Origin of the sequence: Streptomyces sp. NPDC059989 (assembly GCF_042736975.1) — a bacterium.
In the GTDB taxonomy this organism is placed as follows: domain Bacteria; phylum Actinomycetota; class Actinomycetes; order Streptomycetales; family Streptomycetaceae; genus Streptomyces.
Genome location: NZ_JBHWUO010000040.1, coordinates 1 through 16,410, shown reverse-complemented (window position 1 = coordinate 16,410; position 16,410 = coordinate 1). Strand labels below are relative to the sequence as shown.

The window sequence follows — 16,410 nt, the reverse complement described above, 5'->3', positions numbered from 1 at the left end:
AGACCTTGTGGTCCGGGACACACCACGGGCATCGGGGGCAGAGCCATGCGCAGGCACGGAACGAGCCGTACGACACTCAGCTGGGCGGCGCTCGCGGCAGCGGGCACTCTCGTCCTGACCGCGTGCGGCGGGGACGGCGAGAAGAAGGAGCCGACGCAGGGCGGCACCGTCTCGGCCCCCGCGGCCCCGAAGCTGGTGTTACCGCAGCTGACCGGCGAGAAGCTGGAGGTCGCGGCCGTCTGGACGGGCCCCGAGCAGGCGAACTTCACCAAGGTCCTCAAGGAGTTCGAGAAGCGCACGGGCGCCTCCGTCACCTTCGTACCGGCCCAGGACCCGATCGTCACCTTCCTCGGCTCGAAGATCGCGGGCGGGGCGCCGCCGGACGTGGCGCTGCTCCCGCAGGTCGGGGCGCTGGTCTCGGCGGTGCAGAACAAGTGGGCGCAGCCGGTGGGCCCGGAGGCCCAGGCCCAGCTGGACAAGAACTACTCGGCGGGCTGGAAGAAGCTGGGCGCGGTCGACGGCACCCAGTACGGCGTGTACTACAAGGCCGCCAACAAGTCGCTGATCTGGTACAACGCGAAGGCCTTCGAGGCGGCGGGGGTCAAGCCCCCGGCCACCTGGAAGGAGCTGATCACGGCGGCCGACACCCTCTCGGCCTCCGGCACGCCGGCCGTCTCGGTGGCGGGCGCGGACGGCTGGACGCTCACCGACTGGTTCGAGAACGTCTACCTCTCCCAGGCCGGCCCGGAGAAGTACGACCAGCTGGCCAAGCACCAGATCAAGTGGACGGACGACAGCGTCAAGCAGGCGCTGACCACGCTGGGCGAGCTGTTCGGGCGCAAGGACTTCCTGGCGGGCGGGCCGAGCGGGGCCCTGTCCACCGAGTTCCCGAAGTCGGTGACCCAGACCTTCACCGGCGGGGACCGGCCGGCGGCCGCGATGGTCTACGAGGGCGACTTCGTGGCGGTGAACATCGCGCAGACGGAGGCGAAGGTCGGCAAGGACGCCCTCGTCTTCCCCTTCCCCGCGGTCGGTGCCAAGGCGCCGGTGGTCTCGGGCGGTGACGTGGCGGTCGCGCTGAAGCCGTCGAAGGGCGCACAGGCCCTGCTGACCTTCCTGGCGTCGCCGGACGCGGCCGAGATCCAGGCCCGCGAGGGCGGTTTCGTCTCCCCGAACAAGGCGGTCGACCCGGGCGCGTACCCGAACGACATCCAGCGGGACATCGCCAAGGCGCTGATCGCGGCGGGCGACGACTTCCGCTTCGACATGTCGGACCAGGCTCCGGCGGCCTTCGGCGGCACCCCGGGCGCGGGTGAGTGGAAGGCGCTCCAGGACTTCCTGGCGAACCCGGCGGACGTGGCGGGCGCCCAGGCGAAACTGGAGGCGGACGCGGCCAAGGCCTACGGGAACTAGCCCCGTGACGGCCACGGCCACCCCCTCGGCCGCCACACCGGCCGGGGGGAAGACCGCACGCTCCGCGGAGGCCCGGCGGCGCCGCCTGATCGCGGCGGCGTTCCTGCTGCCGGCGCTGGTGCTGCTCGGCGCGCTCGTCGTGCACCCGATCGGCTACTCGGTCTACCGCAGCTTCTTCGACCGGTCCGGCGACGCCTTCGTGGGCGCCGGCAACTACCGGGAGATCATGCACGACGACACCATCCGCACCGCCCTGAAGAACACCGCGATATGGGTGGTCCTGGCGCCCACCACGGCCACCGCCCTCGGCCTGATCTTCGCGGTGCTCACCGAACGGGTCCGCTGGGGAACGGCGTTCAAGCTCCTCGTCTTCATGCCGATGGCGATCTCGATGCTGGCGGCGGGCATCATCTTCCGCCTCGTCTACGACCACGACCCCGACCGGGGCGTCGCCAACGCGGTCTGGGTCGGGGTGCACGACACCTTCGCGGAGTCCTCGGCCTTCCCCAAGGCCCGCCCGGGCCGGGACTCCCCGCTGGAGGACGCGGGCGGGGGCGCCTTCGTGACCCGCGATCCGGTCCGGGCGGGCACCCCGGTGCTGCTCCCGCTGGTCGGCGTGGCCCCTGAGGCGCTGCCGGAGGGGACCCGCACGGCCGCGAACTCCGCCCCGGAGCCGGGGAAGGTCGCCGGCACGGTCTGGCAGGACTTCACCCGGGGCGGGGGCGGCGGGACGAACGTGGTCGACCCGACGGAGTCGGGCTTCTCCGGGATGCGGATCGAGGCGGTCAGGGACGGGAAGGTGGTGGATTCCACGAAGGCCCGCGCCGACGGCACCTTCACGCTGTCCGCGAAGGCCGACGGGGCGCGGCTGCGGCTGCCCGCGTCGAACTTCCGGGAGGCGTACTCGGGGGTGCAGTGGCTCGGCCCGACGCTCGTCACCCCGGCGGTCATCGGGGCGTACGTATGGATGTGGGCCGGTTTCGCGATGGTGCTGATCGGGGCCGGGCTGGCCGCCGTACCGCGGGAGCTGCTGGAGGCGGCGCGCGTGGACGGGGCGAACGAGTGGCAGGTGTTCCGCCGGATCACCGTGCCGGTGCTGGCGCCCGTCCTGGTGGTCGTCCTCGTCACGCTCGTCATCAACGTGATGAAGATCTTCGACCTGGTCTTCGTGATCGCGCCGGGCGCGGTGCAGGACGACGCGAACGTACTGGCCCTCCAGCTGTACCGGACCTCCTTCGGCACGGACGCCGACCCGGGTCTGGGCAGCGCCATCGCCGTCCTGCTGCTGGTGCTGGTGATCCCGGTGATGCTGGTGAACATCCGCCGACTGCGAAGGGAGCGCTCCCGATGACGGGCCCCAACCGCACCCCGGACCGAACGGGGGTCCGCCCCCCGACGGCCGAGCCCGCCGCGGGCGCCACGAAAACGGGCGGCCTGGTCTCGCGGGTCTCCGCCGGTGCGCTGCGCCTCTTCCTGGTCGCCGCCGCGCTCTTCTGGCTGCTGCCGACGCTCGGCCTGCTCATCTCCTCCTTCCTCTCCCCCACCGACCTCAACAAGGGCGGCTGGTGGCAGGTCCTCACCGCGCCCTCCCGGCTGACGGCCGACAACTACTCCCGGCTGCTGGCCAACGACACGATCACCGGCTCCCTGCTGAACACGGTCGCGATCGCCGTCCCGGCGACCCTCCTCGTCCTCGTGCTCGGCGCCTTCGCCGGATACGCCTTCGCCTGGCTGGAGTTCCCCGGCCGGGACTGGCTGTTCCTCGTGGTCGTCGGGCTGCTCGTCGTGCCCGTTCAGGTGGCGCTGATCCCGGTCTCCGAACTCTTCGGCTCCATCGGGCTGTTCGAGACCACCGCGGGCGTGGTCCTGTTCCACACCGCCTTCGGACTGCCCTTCGCCGTGTTCCTGCTGCGGAACTTCTTCGCCGAAATCCCGCGCGAGCTGCTGGAGGCGGCCCGCCTCGACGGCGCGGGCGAACTCCGGCTGTTCGCCCGGGTGGTGCTCCCGCTGGGCGGCCCGGCGATCGCCTCGCTCGGCATCTTCCAGTTCCTCTGGGTCTGGAACGACATGCTGGTCGCGCTCGTCTTCGCGGACTCGGCGCACCCGCCCGTCACGGTCGCGCTCCAGCAGCAGGTACGGCAGTTCGGGAACAACATCGACGTGCTGGCGCCCGGCGCCTTCCTGTCGATGGTGGTCCCGCTCGTCGTCTTCTTCGCCTTCCAGCGGCAGTTCGTCTCGGGGGTGATGGCGGGCGCGATCAAGTGACCGACATGCGGTGTTGACGCTGAGTAACCCGAATGCCACACGCTGCGTAACCCGAACACCACGCCGGGGGTTCCTGGGCAATATGCCCGCCGACCCCTGGATGTGCCGTGCCCCGGTTCAGCGTCATCGTGCCCGCGTACAAGGTCCAGGCGTACCTCCAGGAGAGTCTGGACTCGGTCCTGACGCAGTCGTACCCGGATCTGGAACTGATCGCGGTCGACGACGCCTCCCCTGACGCCTGCGGCTCGATCATCGACGAGTACGCGGCGCGGGACCCGCGGGTCACCGCCGTGCACCTGGCGCACAACCTCGGCCTGGGCCCGGCCCGCAACGCGGGGCTGGCCCGGGCCACCGGCGACTACCTGGTCTTCCTCGACGGCGACGACACCCTGGCCCCCGGCGCCCTCCAGGCCATCACCGACCGGCTGAAGGCCACCGGCTCCCCCGACGTCCTCGTCTACGACTACGCGCGCACCTTCTGGACGGGCGAGCTGGTCCGCAACCGCCTCTCCCACCGCCTCTCCGAGGAGGGCCCGGCCAGCTTCCGCCTGGCCGACCGCCCCTCCCTCCTCGGCATGCTGATGGTGGTGTGGAACAAGGCGTACCGCCGCGAGTACGTGGAGCGCGAGGGCCTCGAATTCCCGCCCGGCTTCTACGAGGACACCCCCTGGACCTACCCGGCCCTGCTGGCCGCGGAGTCCGTCGCCGTCCTCGACCGGGTCTGCGTGCACTACCGCCAGCGGCGGACCGGCTCGATCCTGACCACCACCAGCCGCCGCCACCTGGACATCTTCGACCAGTACGACCGGGTCTTCGGCTACCTCGCGAGCCGCCCCGAGCTGGAGCGCTGGCGCCCCGCCCTGCACCGGCGGATGGCCGAGCACTTCTGCGCCCTGTACGCCGACCCGCGCCGCCTCCCGCGCGCCGCCCGCGCCGAGTTCTTCAGCCGGGCCTCCGCCCTGCTGCGCCGCTACCGGGCCCAGGGCGGCGGGGCGCTCCCCCTCTCCCTGTCCCGCACCGACCGGCTGCGGCACAGCCTGATGCGGCTGGGGGTCCGGCGCACGTACCGGCTGCTGTCGGCGCTCCGCTCGGCCGCCCTGACCGCGGGCGGCGGCGCCTCGTCCCTCTGGCGGGGCCTGCGCGAAACCGGTCTGCGCCTGCACTACCGGATCCAGCGCCTCCTGCCGCTGCGCCCCGATCTGGCGGTCTTCTCCGCGTACTGGCACGGCGGTTACGCCTGCAACCCGGCGGCGATCGAGGCGAAGCTGCGGGAGCTGGCGCCGCGGATGCGGACGGCGTGGATCTGCGACCCGGCACACACCTCGACCCTCCCCCGGGAGACGGCGGCGCTACGGCCGGGCTCGGCGGCGTACTGGACGGCCCTCGCCAGGGCCACCTACCTGGTCACGAACGTCAACTTCGACCGCGCGCTGGTCAAGCGCCCCGGCCAGATCCTGCTCCAGACCCAGCACGGGACCCCGCTCAAGCGGGTCGGCCTCGACCTCCAGGACCGCCCCGCGGCCACCCCGACCACGGACTTCGCGGGCCTGCTGCGCGGCGCCGACCAGTGGGACTACCTGCTGTCGGCGAACCGGCACTCCACCCTGGTCTGGGAGAAGGCCATCCCGTCCTCGTACACCACCCTCGAATACGGCTACCCCCGCAACGACCCCTTCCACCGGGCCAGTCAGGCCGACGTCCTCGAACTGCGCGAGCGGCTCGGCATCCCGGTGGGCTCGACGGCGATCCTGTACGCGCCCACGCACCGCGACTACCGGCGCAGCCGGCCGGACCACCTGGACTTCGAGCGGGTCCTGCGCGACCTGGGCCCGCGCTTCACGATCCTGACCCGCACCCACCTGACGTACGCGGACACCGACCACTGCCGCGAACCGCACCCCCGCGTGCTGGACGTCTCCTCGTACCCCTCGGTGGAGGAGCTCTGCCTGGCCTCGGACGCGCTGGTCACCGACTACTCGTCCCTGATGTTCGACTACGCGGCGCTGGACCGGCCGATCGTGATCCACGCGGACGACTGGGAGGCGTACGAGGCGGCCCGCGGCACCTACTTCGACCTGCGCAGCTTCCCGCCGGGCGCGATCGCCCGGACCGAGGACGAGCTGATCGACATCTTCGCCACCGGCCACTGGCAGGGCTCCCGCTCGGCGCAGCTGCGGGCCGCGTTCCGCGCGCGCTTCTGCTCGTACGACGACGGCCACGCGGCGGAGCGCGTGGTCCGCCGCGTCTTCCTGGGCCAGCCGACCCCGCTCCCGGCCATCACCCCCCTGCCGGACCGCCGCCCCACCCCCGCGGCCTCGACCCCGTCCCCCACGCTGACCCCGCTGACCTCCGGTCCCCTCCGGCCGTAACCGGCACCAGACCCGTCTGCGGGCCCGCTGCTGGGGCTCCGCCCCAGACCCCGCGCCTCAAACGCCGGCGGGGCTGGGTTTGGCCTCCGCCGTCCGCATGGCGTGCGGTAGCTGTCAGGTGTGCGCGAGCCCCTGCGGGCTGAACTGCGCTCCGCGCCTTCAACATCGCCGGACACATCCAGCCCCGGCCGGGGAAAATCCAGCCCCTCCGGCGTTTGAGGAGCGGGGCACGGGGCGGAGCCCCGAATCCTTGAGCCGCACCGGCCCGGCGGCGGCAACGCCTAGGCGGCCCGGAGGCCCGCCACCACCGACCGCGCCAGCTCGTCGAGGTACCCGCCCGGAACCGCGTCCCGGACCACCACCTGCCGCCAGTACAGCGGCCCGATCGCCAGATCCAGCGCCCGCTCCGGATCCGTCCCCTCCCGCAGCTCCCCCCGCACGACGGCCTCCGACACGATCCCCTCCGCCATCCGCCGCTGCCCGTCCAGCAGCGCCCCCCGTACCGCCTCCGCGATCTCCGGGTTCCGCGCCGCCTCCACCAGCAGGTCGGGGATGACCGCCGAGGCCACCGGATGCCGCAGCACGTGCGACATGACCTCCAGCAGGGCCCGTACGTCCCCGTACAGCGACCCCGTCGACGGCACCGGCAGCCCGTCCGCCGCGAACGCGCCCACCAGGTCCAGCACCAGGTGCAGCTTCGACTTCCACCGCCGGTAGACCGCCGTCTTGCCGACGCCCGCCCGCCGCGCGATCCCCTCGATGGACATCCGCGAGAAGCCGACGGCCGCCAGTTCCTCGACCACCGCCTCCCGGATCGCCTCGGTCACGTCCTCGCGCAGGACGGCGGCCCCGGCGGGGGCACGGCGGGTGGGGGTGGCGGCAGGGTCCGTGGTCATGCACCGAGCATAGCGGCGCACGCCGTCACCCACCCGTCACGACGATACGGTTGCGTTCCGACGTCCGGCGCCCTAATCTCGCCGTAGCGACGATACGGACCCGTTCCGACGTAATCGTCATCGTCCAGCGACGCCCTGACCCCGGCGAAAGCGAACCCCGTGACCACCGCAACCGCAACCGCCCCCGCGACCGCCCCCACCTCCGCACCCGCGAACTCCGCGGAGCGTGCGGCCCTGGCGGCCGCCCACGGCCTGACCCTCAGCGGCGCCCGCCCCACGCTTCCGCGCTACATGGCGCAGCTCTGGGGCCGCCGGCACTTCGTCACCGCCTACGCGACCGCCCGCATGCAGGCGCAGTACAGCACCGAGAAGCTCGGCCAGGTCTGGCACCTGGTGACCCCCCTGCTCAACGCGGCGGTCTACTACTTCATCTTCGGCCTCGTCATGCACGCCAGCCACGGCGTGCCCGACTACCTGCCGTTCCTGATCACCGGCGTCTTCGTCTGGGACTTCATCGGCAGCTCCATCAACGCGGGCACCCGCTCCGTCCACAGCAACCTCGGCCTGGTCCGCGCCCTGCACTTCCCGCGGGCGAGCCTGCCCATCTCCACCGTCGTCCAGCTCTTCCAGCAGCTGCTCGTCACCATGGGCGCGCTGATCATCCTGCTGCTCGCCTTCGGTCAGACGCCCGACCCGTCCTGGCTGCTGGCCGTCCCCACCCTCCTCCTCATGGCCGTCTTCGCCGCCGGCTGCGCCATGATCATGGCCCGCATCGGCAGCAAGAGCCCGGACGTCAGCCAGCTGATGCCGTTCGTCCTGCGGACCTGGATGTACTCCTCGGGCGTCATGTGGTCCATCGACCAGATGCTCACGACGGACCAGCTCCCGCACTGGGTGTCGATGGCCCTCAAGCTCAACCCGGCGGCCGTCTACATCGACCTGATGCGCTTCTCCCTGATCGACAGCTTCCAGGCGCACTCGCTCCCGCACCACGTCTGGCCGATCGCCCTCGGCTGGGCCCTGCTCGCCGGCGTCGGCGGCTTCATCTACTTCTGGAAGGCAGAGGAGGAGTACGGCCGTGGCTGACACCGCAACCGCAACCGCAACGAAGACTCCCACCGTGATCGCGGACGAGGTCCACGTCGTCTACAAGGTCCACGGCGGCGGCACCCGCAAGGGCAGCGCCACCGCGGCCCTCAGCCGGATCTTCTCCCGCAAGCCCTCCCCCGGCATCCGCGAGGTGCACGCCGTCAAGGGCGTCAGCTTCACCGCGTACAAGGGCGAGGCCATCGGCCTCATCGGCTCCAACGGCTCGGGCAAGTCCACCCTGCTCAAAGCGATCGCCGGCCTCCAGCCGGTGGCCCGCGGCGCGGTCTACTCGTACGGCCAGCCGTCCCTCCTCGGCGTGAACGCCGCCCTGTTGAACGATCTGACCGGCGAGCGCAACGTCGTCCTCGGCGGCCTCGCGATGGGCATGACCCGCGAGCAGATCAAGGAGCGCTACCAGGACATCGTCGACTTCTCCGGCATCAACGAGAAGGGCGACTTCATCTCCCTGCCGATGCGTACGTACTCCTCCGGCATGGGCGCCCGCCTGCGGTTCTCCATCGCCGCGGCCAAGGACCACGACGTCCTGATGATCGACGAAGCCCTGGCCACCGGCGACGCGGCCTTCCAGCGCCGCAGCCAGGCCCGCATCGAGGAACTCCGCGAACGCGCCGGAACCGTCTTCCTCGTCAGCCACGGCATCAACACGGTCCGCGAAACCTGCGACCGCGCCATCTGGCTGGAATCAGGCGTCCTCCGCATGGACGGCCCGTCCGCGGAAGTCTGCGACGCCTACGAGGCCTTCAGCAGAGGATAGCCCCGCCTGGGGGCCCCTCCCAGCGGTAGCTGGGGGAGTTTGAGGCGCGGGGTCTGGGGCGGAGTCCCAGCAGCGGCGCCGCACCCGAAGACACCGACGGGCCGGGCCCGGGACCTACGAGGTCCCGGGCCCGGCCCGTAGCGGCGTTCAGCCCGCGGCAGCGATCAGCTGTGCGCCCGCAGCAGGCTCCGCATGGTCCGCATCGCAACCGAAAGGTTCGCCAGGTCGAAGTCGTCCGACCCCCGGATCTCGTCCAGAGTCGTCCGCGCCCGCCCGATGATCGCCGCGTTCTTCTCCTCCCACGCCTTGAAACGCTCCTCGGGAGTCGACTCGCCGTTGCCCACCGACAGCACGTCGGCCGTCAGCGCCGCGTGCGCCGCGAACAGGTCCTCGCGGATGGACGCGCGGGCCATGGACTGCCAGCGGTCGGCCCGCGGCAGTTCGATGATCCGGTCCATCAGCTGGGTGATGTCCAGGCGGTCGGCGAGGTCGTAGTACACCTCGGCGACGGCCAGCGGCTCCACGCCCGTCCGGTCCGAGATCGCGACGACGTCGAGCGTCGGGAAGGCGGAGGAGAACCCGGCCACCTTGGCGGCCAGCTCCTCCGGGACGCCCTCGGCGACCAGCTCGTCCATGACCGACTGGTACCACTCCAGGTCCGCGCCGCGCACCAGCTTCGGCACCTCGGACCAGACCTGGCCCACCCGTTCCGCGAAGAAGCCGATCGTCTCGGTGATCTCCAGCGGCTGCGGCCGGTTGTTGAGCAGCCAGCGGGTGGCGCGCTCGACCAGGCGGCGCGAGTGCAGCCGCACCCGGGTCTGGACACTGGCCGCGACCTTGTTGTCGAGGGCCTCGACCGCGTCCCACACCTCGGCCAGGCCGAAGATCTCGCGGGCCGCGAGCTGCGCCCGGACGATCTCCTCCAGGGAGGCCCCGGTCTCCTCGCGCAGGCGGTGCAGGAAGGTCGAACCACCGGTGTTGACGGTGTCGTTGACCAGGAGCGTCGTGATGATCTCCCGGCGCAGCGCGTGCCCGTCGATCTGCTCGGGGAACTTGTCGCGCAGGGCGCCCGGGAAGTACGCGTGCAGCAGGCGCCGCAGGTACGGGTCGTCCGGCAGCCCGGTGGCGATGAGCTCGTCCGCCACCGTGATCTTGGTGTAGGCGAACAGGACGGCCAGCTCCGGCTGGGTCAGGCCCTTGCCGTTGTTCAGCAGCTCGCGGATCTGCCGGTCGGTGGGCAGGAACTCCAGCTGCCGGTTGAGCCGTCCCTCGCGCTCCAGGCGGCGCATGAAGCGCTGCTGCGCGTGGAGCAGGCTGGGGGCCTGCGCCGCGCCGTTGGCGAGCGCCGTGTTCTGCGCGTAGTTGTTGCGCAGCACCAGACGGCCGACCTCGTCGGTCATCTCGGCGAGCAGCTTGTTGCGCTGCTTGACGGTCATGTCGCCGTCGGTGACGACCGCGTTGAGCAGGATCTTGATGTTCACCTCGTGGTCGGAGGTGTCCACGCCCGCGCTGTTGTCGATGGCGTCGGTGTTGACCTTGCCGCCCTCGCCGCCGGCGCCGCTGCGGGCGAACTCGATGCGGCCGAGCTGGGTCAGGCCCAGGTTGCCGCCCTCGCCGATGACCTTGGCGCGCACGTCGGAGCCGTTGACGCGGATGGCGTCGTTGGCCTTGTCGCCGACGTCGGCGTGGGTCTCGGTCGTCGCCTTGACGTACGTACCGATGCCGCCGTTCCACACCAGGTCCACGGGGGCCTGGAGGATCGACTGCATCAGGTCGGCCGGGGTCATCTTGGTGACGCCCGCCTCGATGCCGAGGGCCTCGCGCATCGCCGCGGTGACCGGGACGGCCTTCGCGGTGCGCGGGTGGATGCCGCCGCCCGCCGAGATCAGCGAGGTGTCGTAGTCGGCCCACGAGGAGCGCGGCAGCTCGAACAGGCGGCGGCGCTCGGCGTACGAGGTGGCCGCGTCCGGGTTCGGGTCGATGAAGATGTGCCGGTGGTCGAAGGCCGCGACCAGGCGGATGTGCTCGGAGAGCAGCATGCCGTTGCCGAAGACGTCGCCGGACATGTCGCCGACGCCGACGACGGTGAAGTCCTGGGTCTGGGTGTCGTGGCCGAGCTCGCGGAAGTGCCGCTTGACGGACTCCCACGCGCCGCGGGCGGTGATGCCCATGCCCTTGTGGTCGTAGCCGGCCGAGCCGCCCGACGCGAAGGCGTCGCCGAGCCAGAAGCCGTACGACTCCGCCACGCCGTTGGCGATGTCGGAGAAGGTCGCGGTGCCCTTGTCGGCGGCGACGACGAGGTAGGTGTCGTCCTCGTCGTGGCGGACCACGCCCTTCGGCGGCACGACCTCGCCGGCGACCATGTTGTCGGTGATGTCGAGCAGCGCCGAGATGAAGATCTTGTACGAGGCGATGCCCTCGGCGAGCCAGGCGTCGCGGTCCACCGACGGGTCGGGCAGGTTCTTGGCGACGAAGCCGCCCTTGGCGCCGACCGGCACGATGACGGTGTTCTTGACCATCTGCGCCTTGACCAGGCCGAGGATCTCCGTACGGAAGTCCTCGCGGCGGTCGGACCAGCGCAGGCCGCCTCGGGCGACCTTGCCGAAGCGCAGGTGGACGCCCTCGACGCGCGGGGAGTACACCCAGATCTCGAAGGCCGGGCGCGGCGCCGGCAGGTCCGGGATGGCCTGCGGGTCGAACTTCATCGACACGTACGAGTGCTGCTCGCCCTTGTCGTTGAGCTGGAAGAAGTTCGTGCGCAGGGTGGCCTTGATGAGGGTGAGGAAGGCGCGCAGGATGCGGTCCTCGTCGAGCGAGGCGACCTGGTCCAGGGCCCCGTCCAGCTCCTCCAGCATGGCGTCGACGAGCTCGCTGCCGGCGGTCTGCCGGACGGGCGCCATCCGGGCCTCGAAGAGGGAGACCAGCAGCCGGGTGGTGTGGACGTTGTTGCGGAGGGTGTCCTCCATGTAGTCCTGGCTGAAGGTGGAGCCGGCCTGGCGCAGGTACTTGGCGTACGCGCGCAGGACGACGGCCTGCCGCCAGGTGAGCCCGGCGCCCAGCACCAGGGTGTTGAAGTTGTCGTTCTCGGCCTCGCCGGTCCAGACGGCCGAGAAGGCCTCCTGGAAGCGCTCGCGGGCGTCGTCGCCGAGGTAGGAGTCCCCGTTGCCCGTCGAGAGCGGCATCCGCAGGCCGAAGTCGTAGATCCAGGCGCTGACCCGGTCGGAGCGGCGCAGCTCGTACGGGCGCTCGTCGGTGACCTCGACGCCCAGGCGCTGGAGCACCGGCAGGACCGCGGAGAGCGAGACCTGCTCGCCGGTGCGGTAGATCTTGAACCGGCGCTCGCCGGGGCCCGCGCCGACCGGCTCGTACAGGGAGAGCGCGAAGGGGCGGTCGCCGGCGGCGAGCTTCTCCAGGTGGCACAGGTCGGCGACGGCGGCACGCGGCGAGTGGTCGGCCTTGTAGCCCTCGGGGAAGGAGGTGCCGTAGCGGCGCAGCAGCTCGGCGGCGCGCTCCTCGCCGAGCTCGGCGACCAGGGCCTCGGAGAAGCCGTCGGCCCAGGAGCGGGCGGCGTCGACGAGGCGGCCCTCGATGCGCTCGACGTCGGCGTCGGTCAGGACGGGCAGTTCCTTGCCCTGCGGGACGCGGACGACGAAGTGGATGCGCGAGAGGATCGACTCGGTGTTCCAGGCGGTGAAGTCGACGCTGATGCCGTCGAGCTCCTCGCGGAGGATGTCCATCAGGCGCAGCCGGACACCGGTGGTGAAGCGGTCGCGCGGCAGGTAGACGAGCGCCGAGTAGTAGCGCCCGTACTCGTCCTGGCGCAGGTACAGCCGCAGCCGGCGGCGCTCCTGCAGGTACAGGACGGAGGTGACGATCTCGCGGAGCTTGTCGACCGGGGTCTGGAACAGCTCGTCGCGCGGGTAGGTCTCCAGGATCTGCAGCAGGTCGCGGCCGTCGTGGCTGCTCGGCGCGAAGCCGGCGTCGTCCAGCACCTCGACGACCTTGCGGCGGATGACCGGGACGCGGCGCACCGACTCGGTGTACGCGGCGGAGGAGAACAGGCCGAGGAAGCGGCGCTCGCCGACGACGTTGCCGTCGGCGTCGAACTTCTTGACGCCCACGTAGTCGAGGTACGAGGGACGGTGCACGGTGGAGCGGCTGTTGGCCTTGGTCAGCACCAGCAGGCGGTGCTCGCGCGCCTTGGCGCGGGCGTCGGCGGGCAGCCGGTTGAAGGACGGCGAGACCGGGTGGCCGTCGTCCTTGCCGCTGTGGTGCGGGTCGGAGCGCAGGATGCCGAGGCCGGTGCCGGGGACGGCGGCGAGGGAGTCGCCGTCGACGAGGTTGTACTCGCGGTAGCCGAGGAAGGTGAAGTGGTCGTCGGCGAGCCAGCGCAGCAGCTCGCGGGCCTCTTCGAGCTCGTACTCGCGCAGGTCCGGGGCGGTGGGCTCGTCGGGCAGGCCCTCTGCGATGCGCAGCGCGGCCTCGCGCATCTTCTCCCAGTCCTCGACGGACTCGCGGACGTCGGACAGGACGCGCTGCAGGTCGACGGTGATCTGCTTGAGGTCGGCCTTGTCGGTCTCGCGGTCGATCTCGACGTGGATCCAGGACTCGACGAGCGAGTCGTGGGGGCGCGCGGTGGCGGGGCCGTGGGCGTCGCAGTCCGGGCCGAGGATCTCGATCAGCTTGCCGGTGATGTCACGGCGGACGACGACCTGCGGGTGGATCACCACGTGGATGCCGCGGCCCTGGCGGGACAGCTCGTTGGTCACGGAGTCCACGAGGAACGGCATGTCGTCCGTCACCACCTCGACGACCGAGTGGCTGGAGGTCCAGCCGTTCTCCTCGACCGTGGGGGTCTGCACGCGTACGTTCGCGGTGCCCTGCGGCCGCATCTCGGCGAGCCGGTAGTGCGAGAGCGCCGCCCCGAACACGTCGACCGGGTCCCGGTCCAAGAGGTCCTCTGGGGCGGTGTGCAGGTAGTAGCGCTGGAGGTAGGCGAGCACGGTGTCCCGGTCCGGACGCTCCCCCTGCTCGGACCCAGTCGGAAGTAGCCCCCCGGCCGGGCTGTTCTCAGCTACCCGGGCCGCCCGCGTCAGCAGCTCGGCCTTTGCTTCGTCCAGCTTGGTCTGCATGTCCTCTGGCTCCTGTCGCGCGCCATTGCGTGACGTAGGTGAAGGAAGGAATGACGTAGCGCCGCGGTGAGGCGGGGTGTCCGTCCGTAATCGATATCGACGCTATGCCGTCGAGAGAGCCGACCGGGAGGGATTGAGACATCGACGACGACGTCATCGGGTCCCGGTGGCGGAGATCGGCGAGGGCCCGGGCACGGTCGTGCGCCGGGCGCATGCCGGGGGCTTCGGCGCCCCCGATGACTATCGCGCTGATCACGGGTACAAGGCTATCTCGCCAGACCCCCACCACGTCACCGGCCGGTTCTGTACAAAAGTGTGTACGCAAGTTTGACGATGTGCGCAGTGACTCGGTCGGCCGCGCGTGCCAGTACCTATTCGGACAGCTCGCGAGCGGTGCGTACGGCGTCTGCCAGCGTGTCCACGACGGGAACCCCGGCCGATTCCAGACTGCGGCGGCTGTGCGAACCACCCGTGTAGAGCACGGCCCGCGCCCCGACGTGAGCGGCCGCGAGGGCGTCGTCCACCGCGTCTCCCACCAGGATCGTACGGTCGGCCGTCACGCCGGTGGCCTCCATGGCCGCCATATGACGTACGAGGTGCCCCGCCTTGGAGGTGTGCGAGGGCCCGATCCGCCCGTCGACGCGGACGAAGTGCCGGTCGATGCCGTGGGACCGCACGAGCGGTACGAGCTTCTCGTGGGGCGCGAGGGACAGCAGGGACTGGGTGAGCCCGTCCCGCTGCCAGTCCTGGAGCAGCTCCCGGGCGCCCTCGGCGAGCCCGGCGTCCTCGGCGGCGGCCCAGTAGTGGCGGTGGAAGGCCTCGTCCATGACGGCCCACTCGGCTTCCGTGGGCAGGCGCCCCATCAGCCGCTCGTAGAACTTCGGCACCGGTACGACGTACAGGTCGCGGTACGTCTCCAGGGTGATCGGCGCGAAACCGAGCTCGGCGAAGGAGGCGTTGGTCGCGGTGATCACGGCGTCGATGTCGTGGAGCAGCGTGCCGTTCCAGTCCCAGACGATGTGCGTGGCGGCTACGGAGGTCATTTCAGCAGCCCCGGAATCAGCCCCGGGATCTCCTGCACGCCGAACCAGAGCAGCTCGTGGTCCTCGGCGCCGTCGACGACGAACTGCGCGTCGTCGTCCCCGCCGTCGGCGGCGTCGACGGCGGCAACGGCCGCGGCGACGTCCGATTCGGCGTCATCGGCGTCCACGTGCACGGCGGCGGCCACGGCGAGCCGTACGGTCTCGGCGAGGCCGACCTGGCCGAGGGTGGCCTCGTCGAGCCCGGGGGTGGCGGTGGCGGCCTTGTCGTCGACGTCCAGCGCGACGACGACACGCCGGCGCGGCGCACCCGCGTCCGCGGCGATCAGCCGCAGGGAGGCGGCGGCGGCCCGGCCGAGGGCCGCGTACTCCAGCTCCTCGATGTCGTCGGACACGTACCACTCCCGCAGCCCGGGCGTGACGGCGTACGCACGGAGCGGGGCAGGGCCCAGCTCACCCGCCTGGTGCGCCTCGGCGAGCCCGGGGAGGGTCAGGGGGACGTACACGCGCATGGCCGGCTGCTTTCGGTAGTCGGAAACGCCCTCAGGATACGACCGGCCGGGCACCCACCGGCAGAGGCGACTACCGCGGTCCGCTCGGTGACGGCCGACGTACCCCTTCGGGGTGCCCGGCGAGCCCGCGGACCCGTCCACTCCCGTCCGCGTACGGACCTCAGCGAGGCCGCAGAACACCAGCCGGGCACTCGGATAGGTGAACCGCGACCCCGCCCGGACCGACGCGCACAGCCGGTTGCGGAGCGTGTTCGCACGGCCGTAGAAGATCTCCCAGCAAGTTACCGCTTGGTACGGGCAGATCGCGAGGGAGGCCACCATGGAGACCACGATGCGCGGCACGATCGGCGGCGAAGGCAGCCGCCGCAGGCCGGCCGGCGGACCGGCCCGGACCCGGCCCGCCGGCCGGCAGGACTCCCGGCGCCCGGCGGGACCGCCCCGGGCCCTGCGGCTCGGCCCGCACCACTGGTTCGCCGAACGCCTCCTGGCGGTCGTCAGCGGCCTCCGCCCGGTCCACTCGCTCCTGGGCCACACCATCGGCCCCGCCTACCAGCAGCTGGTCACCCTGGCCCCTTCCGACCCCCTCCGCGACCGGCTGCGCCCGGTCGTCCGCCAGTGCGGCCGCTTCACCCCGGGCCCGGGCGTCATCGAGGCCTTCGCCCGCATCGCCACGGGCGACCGCATGACGGCCATGGCCTTCCGCCTGGAACAGGGCCCAGACCTCCGCTGGCGCTGCGCGGCGGTAGAAATCCAGGGCCCGCGGCCATGACTCCAGCCCCGCCGGCGAAAATCCAGCCTCGCCGGCGTTTGAGGCGCGGGGTCCGGGGCGGAGCCCCGATCTTGCAGCCGCACCCAGGCGGGCAAAATCCAGCCCCGCCGGCGTTTGAGGCGCGGGGCCGGGGGCGGAGCCCCGATCTTG

The 16,410-nt window shown here is 71.6% G+C and carries 11 protein-coding genes; 7 read left to right on the top strand and 4 right to left on the bottom strand.

From position 1 onward, the window contains the following. Window positions 1–45 precede the first annotated feature (45 nt). The 4 genes from ACFWBN_RS28945 to ACFWBN_RS28930 all read left to right on the top strand — a co-directional run bounded on the left by ACFWBN_RS28945 (window position 46) and on the right by ACFWBN_RS28930 (window position 6,047). A complete protein-coding gene (locus tag ACFWBN_RS28945; protein WP_385181035.1) occupies window positions 46–1,413 on the top strand; it encodes an ABC transporter substrate-binding protein in 1,368 nt (455 codons plus the stop codon). Window positions 1,414–1,417: 4 nt separating this feature from the next. Continuing rightward, window positions 1,418–2,764: a carbohydrate ABC transporter permease gene (locus ACFWBN_RS28940; protein ID WP_385181032.1), complete on the top strand. Its 1,347-nt coding sequence runs from the start codon at window positions 1,418–1,420 to the stop codon at window positions 2,762–2,764. Continuing rightward, a complete protein-coding gene (locus ACFWBN_RS28935) occupies window positions 2,761–3,678 on the top strand; it encodes a carbohydrate ABC transporter permease (RefSeq protein WP_385181029.1) in 918 nt (305 codons plus the stop codon). Before ACFWBN_RS28940 ends, ACFWBN_RS28935 begins: the two co-directional genes overlap by 4 nt. A gap of 107 nt (window positions 3,679–3,785) precedes the next feature. After that, window positions 3,786–6,047 carry a CDP-glycerol glycerophosphotransferase family protein gene (locus ACFWBN_RS28930; protein ID WP_385181026.1) on the top strand — a complete coding sequence of 754 codons (2,262 nt, stop codon included), beginning with the start codon at window positions 3,786–3,788 and terminating at the stop codon, window positions 6,045–6,047. A gap of 281 nt (window positions 6,048–6,328) precedes the next feature. Here the strand turns inward: ACFWBN_RS28930 and ACFWBN_RS28925 are convergent, their stop codons facing one another. Continuing rightward, entirely contained in the window at window positions 6,329–6,943 is a 615-nt protein-coding gene (locus ACFWBN_RS28925) for a TetR/AcrR family transcriptional regulator (RefSeq protein WP_385181023.1), read from the bottom strand. Window positions 6,944–7,102: 159 nt separating this feature from the next. On the opposite strand from ACFWBN_RS28925, the gene ACFWBN_RS28920 reads away from it, so the two are divergent. Together ACFWBN_RS28920 and ACFWBN_RS28915 are read left to right on the top strand one after the other, a co-directional pair. Next, on the top strand, window positions 7,103–8,029 hold the full coding sequence (locus ACFWBN_RS28920; protein WP_385181020.1) for an ABC transporter permease: 927 nt from the start codon (window positions 7,103–7,105) through the stop codon (window positions 8,027–8,029). After that, window positions 8,022–8,807, top strand: a complete 786-nt coding sequence (locus tag ACFWBN_RS28915; protein ID WP_385181018.1) for an ABC transporter ATP-binding protein — start codon at window positions 8,022–8,024, stop codon at window positions 8,805–8,807. The genes ACFWBN_RS28920 and ACFWBN_RS28915 overlap by 8 nt, the downstream gene beginning before the upstream one ends. Window positions 8,808–8,971: 164 nt before the next feature. Here ACFWBN_RS28915 and ACFWBN_RS28910 read toward each other — a convergent pair whose 3' ends face one another. From ACFWBN_RS28910 to ACFWBN_RS28900, 3 genes are all read right to left on the bottom strand, one after another. Continuing rightward, window positions 8,972–13,939, bottom strand: coding sequence for an NAD-glutamate dehydrogenase (locus tag ACFWBN_RS28910; protein WP_385181016.1), 4,968 nt, complete (start codon window positions 13,937–13,939; stop codon window positions 8,972–8,974). 371 nt (window positions 13,940–14,310) lie between these two features. After that, window positions 14,311–14,982, bottom strand: coding sequence for an HAD family hydrolase (locus tag ACFWBN_RS28905; protein WP_385181013.1), 672 nt, complete (start codon window positions 14,980–14,982; stop codon window positions 14,311–14,313). Beyond that, window positions 14,979–15,491 carry a DUF6912 family protein gene (locus ACFWBN_RS28900; RefSeq protein WP_385181011.1) on the bottom strand — a complete coding sequence of 171 codons (513 nt, stop codon included), beginning with the start codon at window positions 15,489–15,491 and terminating at the stop codon, window positions 14,979–14,981. Before ACFWBN_RS28900 ends, ACFWBN_RS28905 begins: the two co-directional genes overlap by 4 nt. Before the next feature lie 331 nt (window positions 15,492–15,822). Here ACFWBN_RS28900 and ACFWBN_RS28895 point away from each other — a divergent pair, with 331 nt between their 5' ends. Continuing rightward, a complete protein-coding gene (locus tag ACFWBN_RS28895) occupies window positions 15,823–16,260 on the top strand; it encodes an Rv3235 family protein (protein WP_385181130.1) in 438 nt (145 codons plus the stop codon). Window positions 16,261–16,410: the final 150 nt, after the last annotated feature.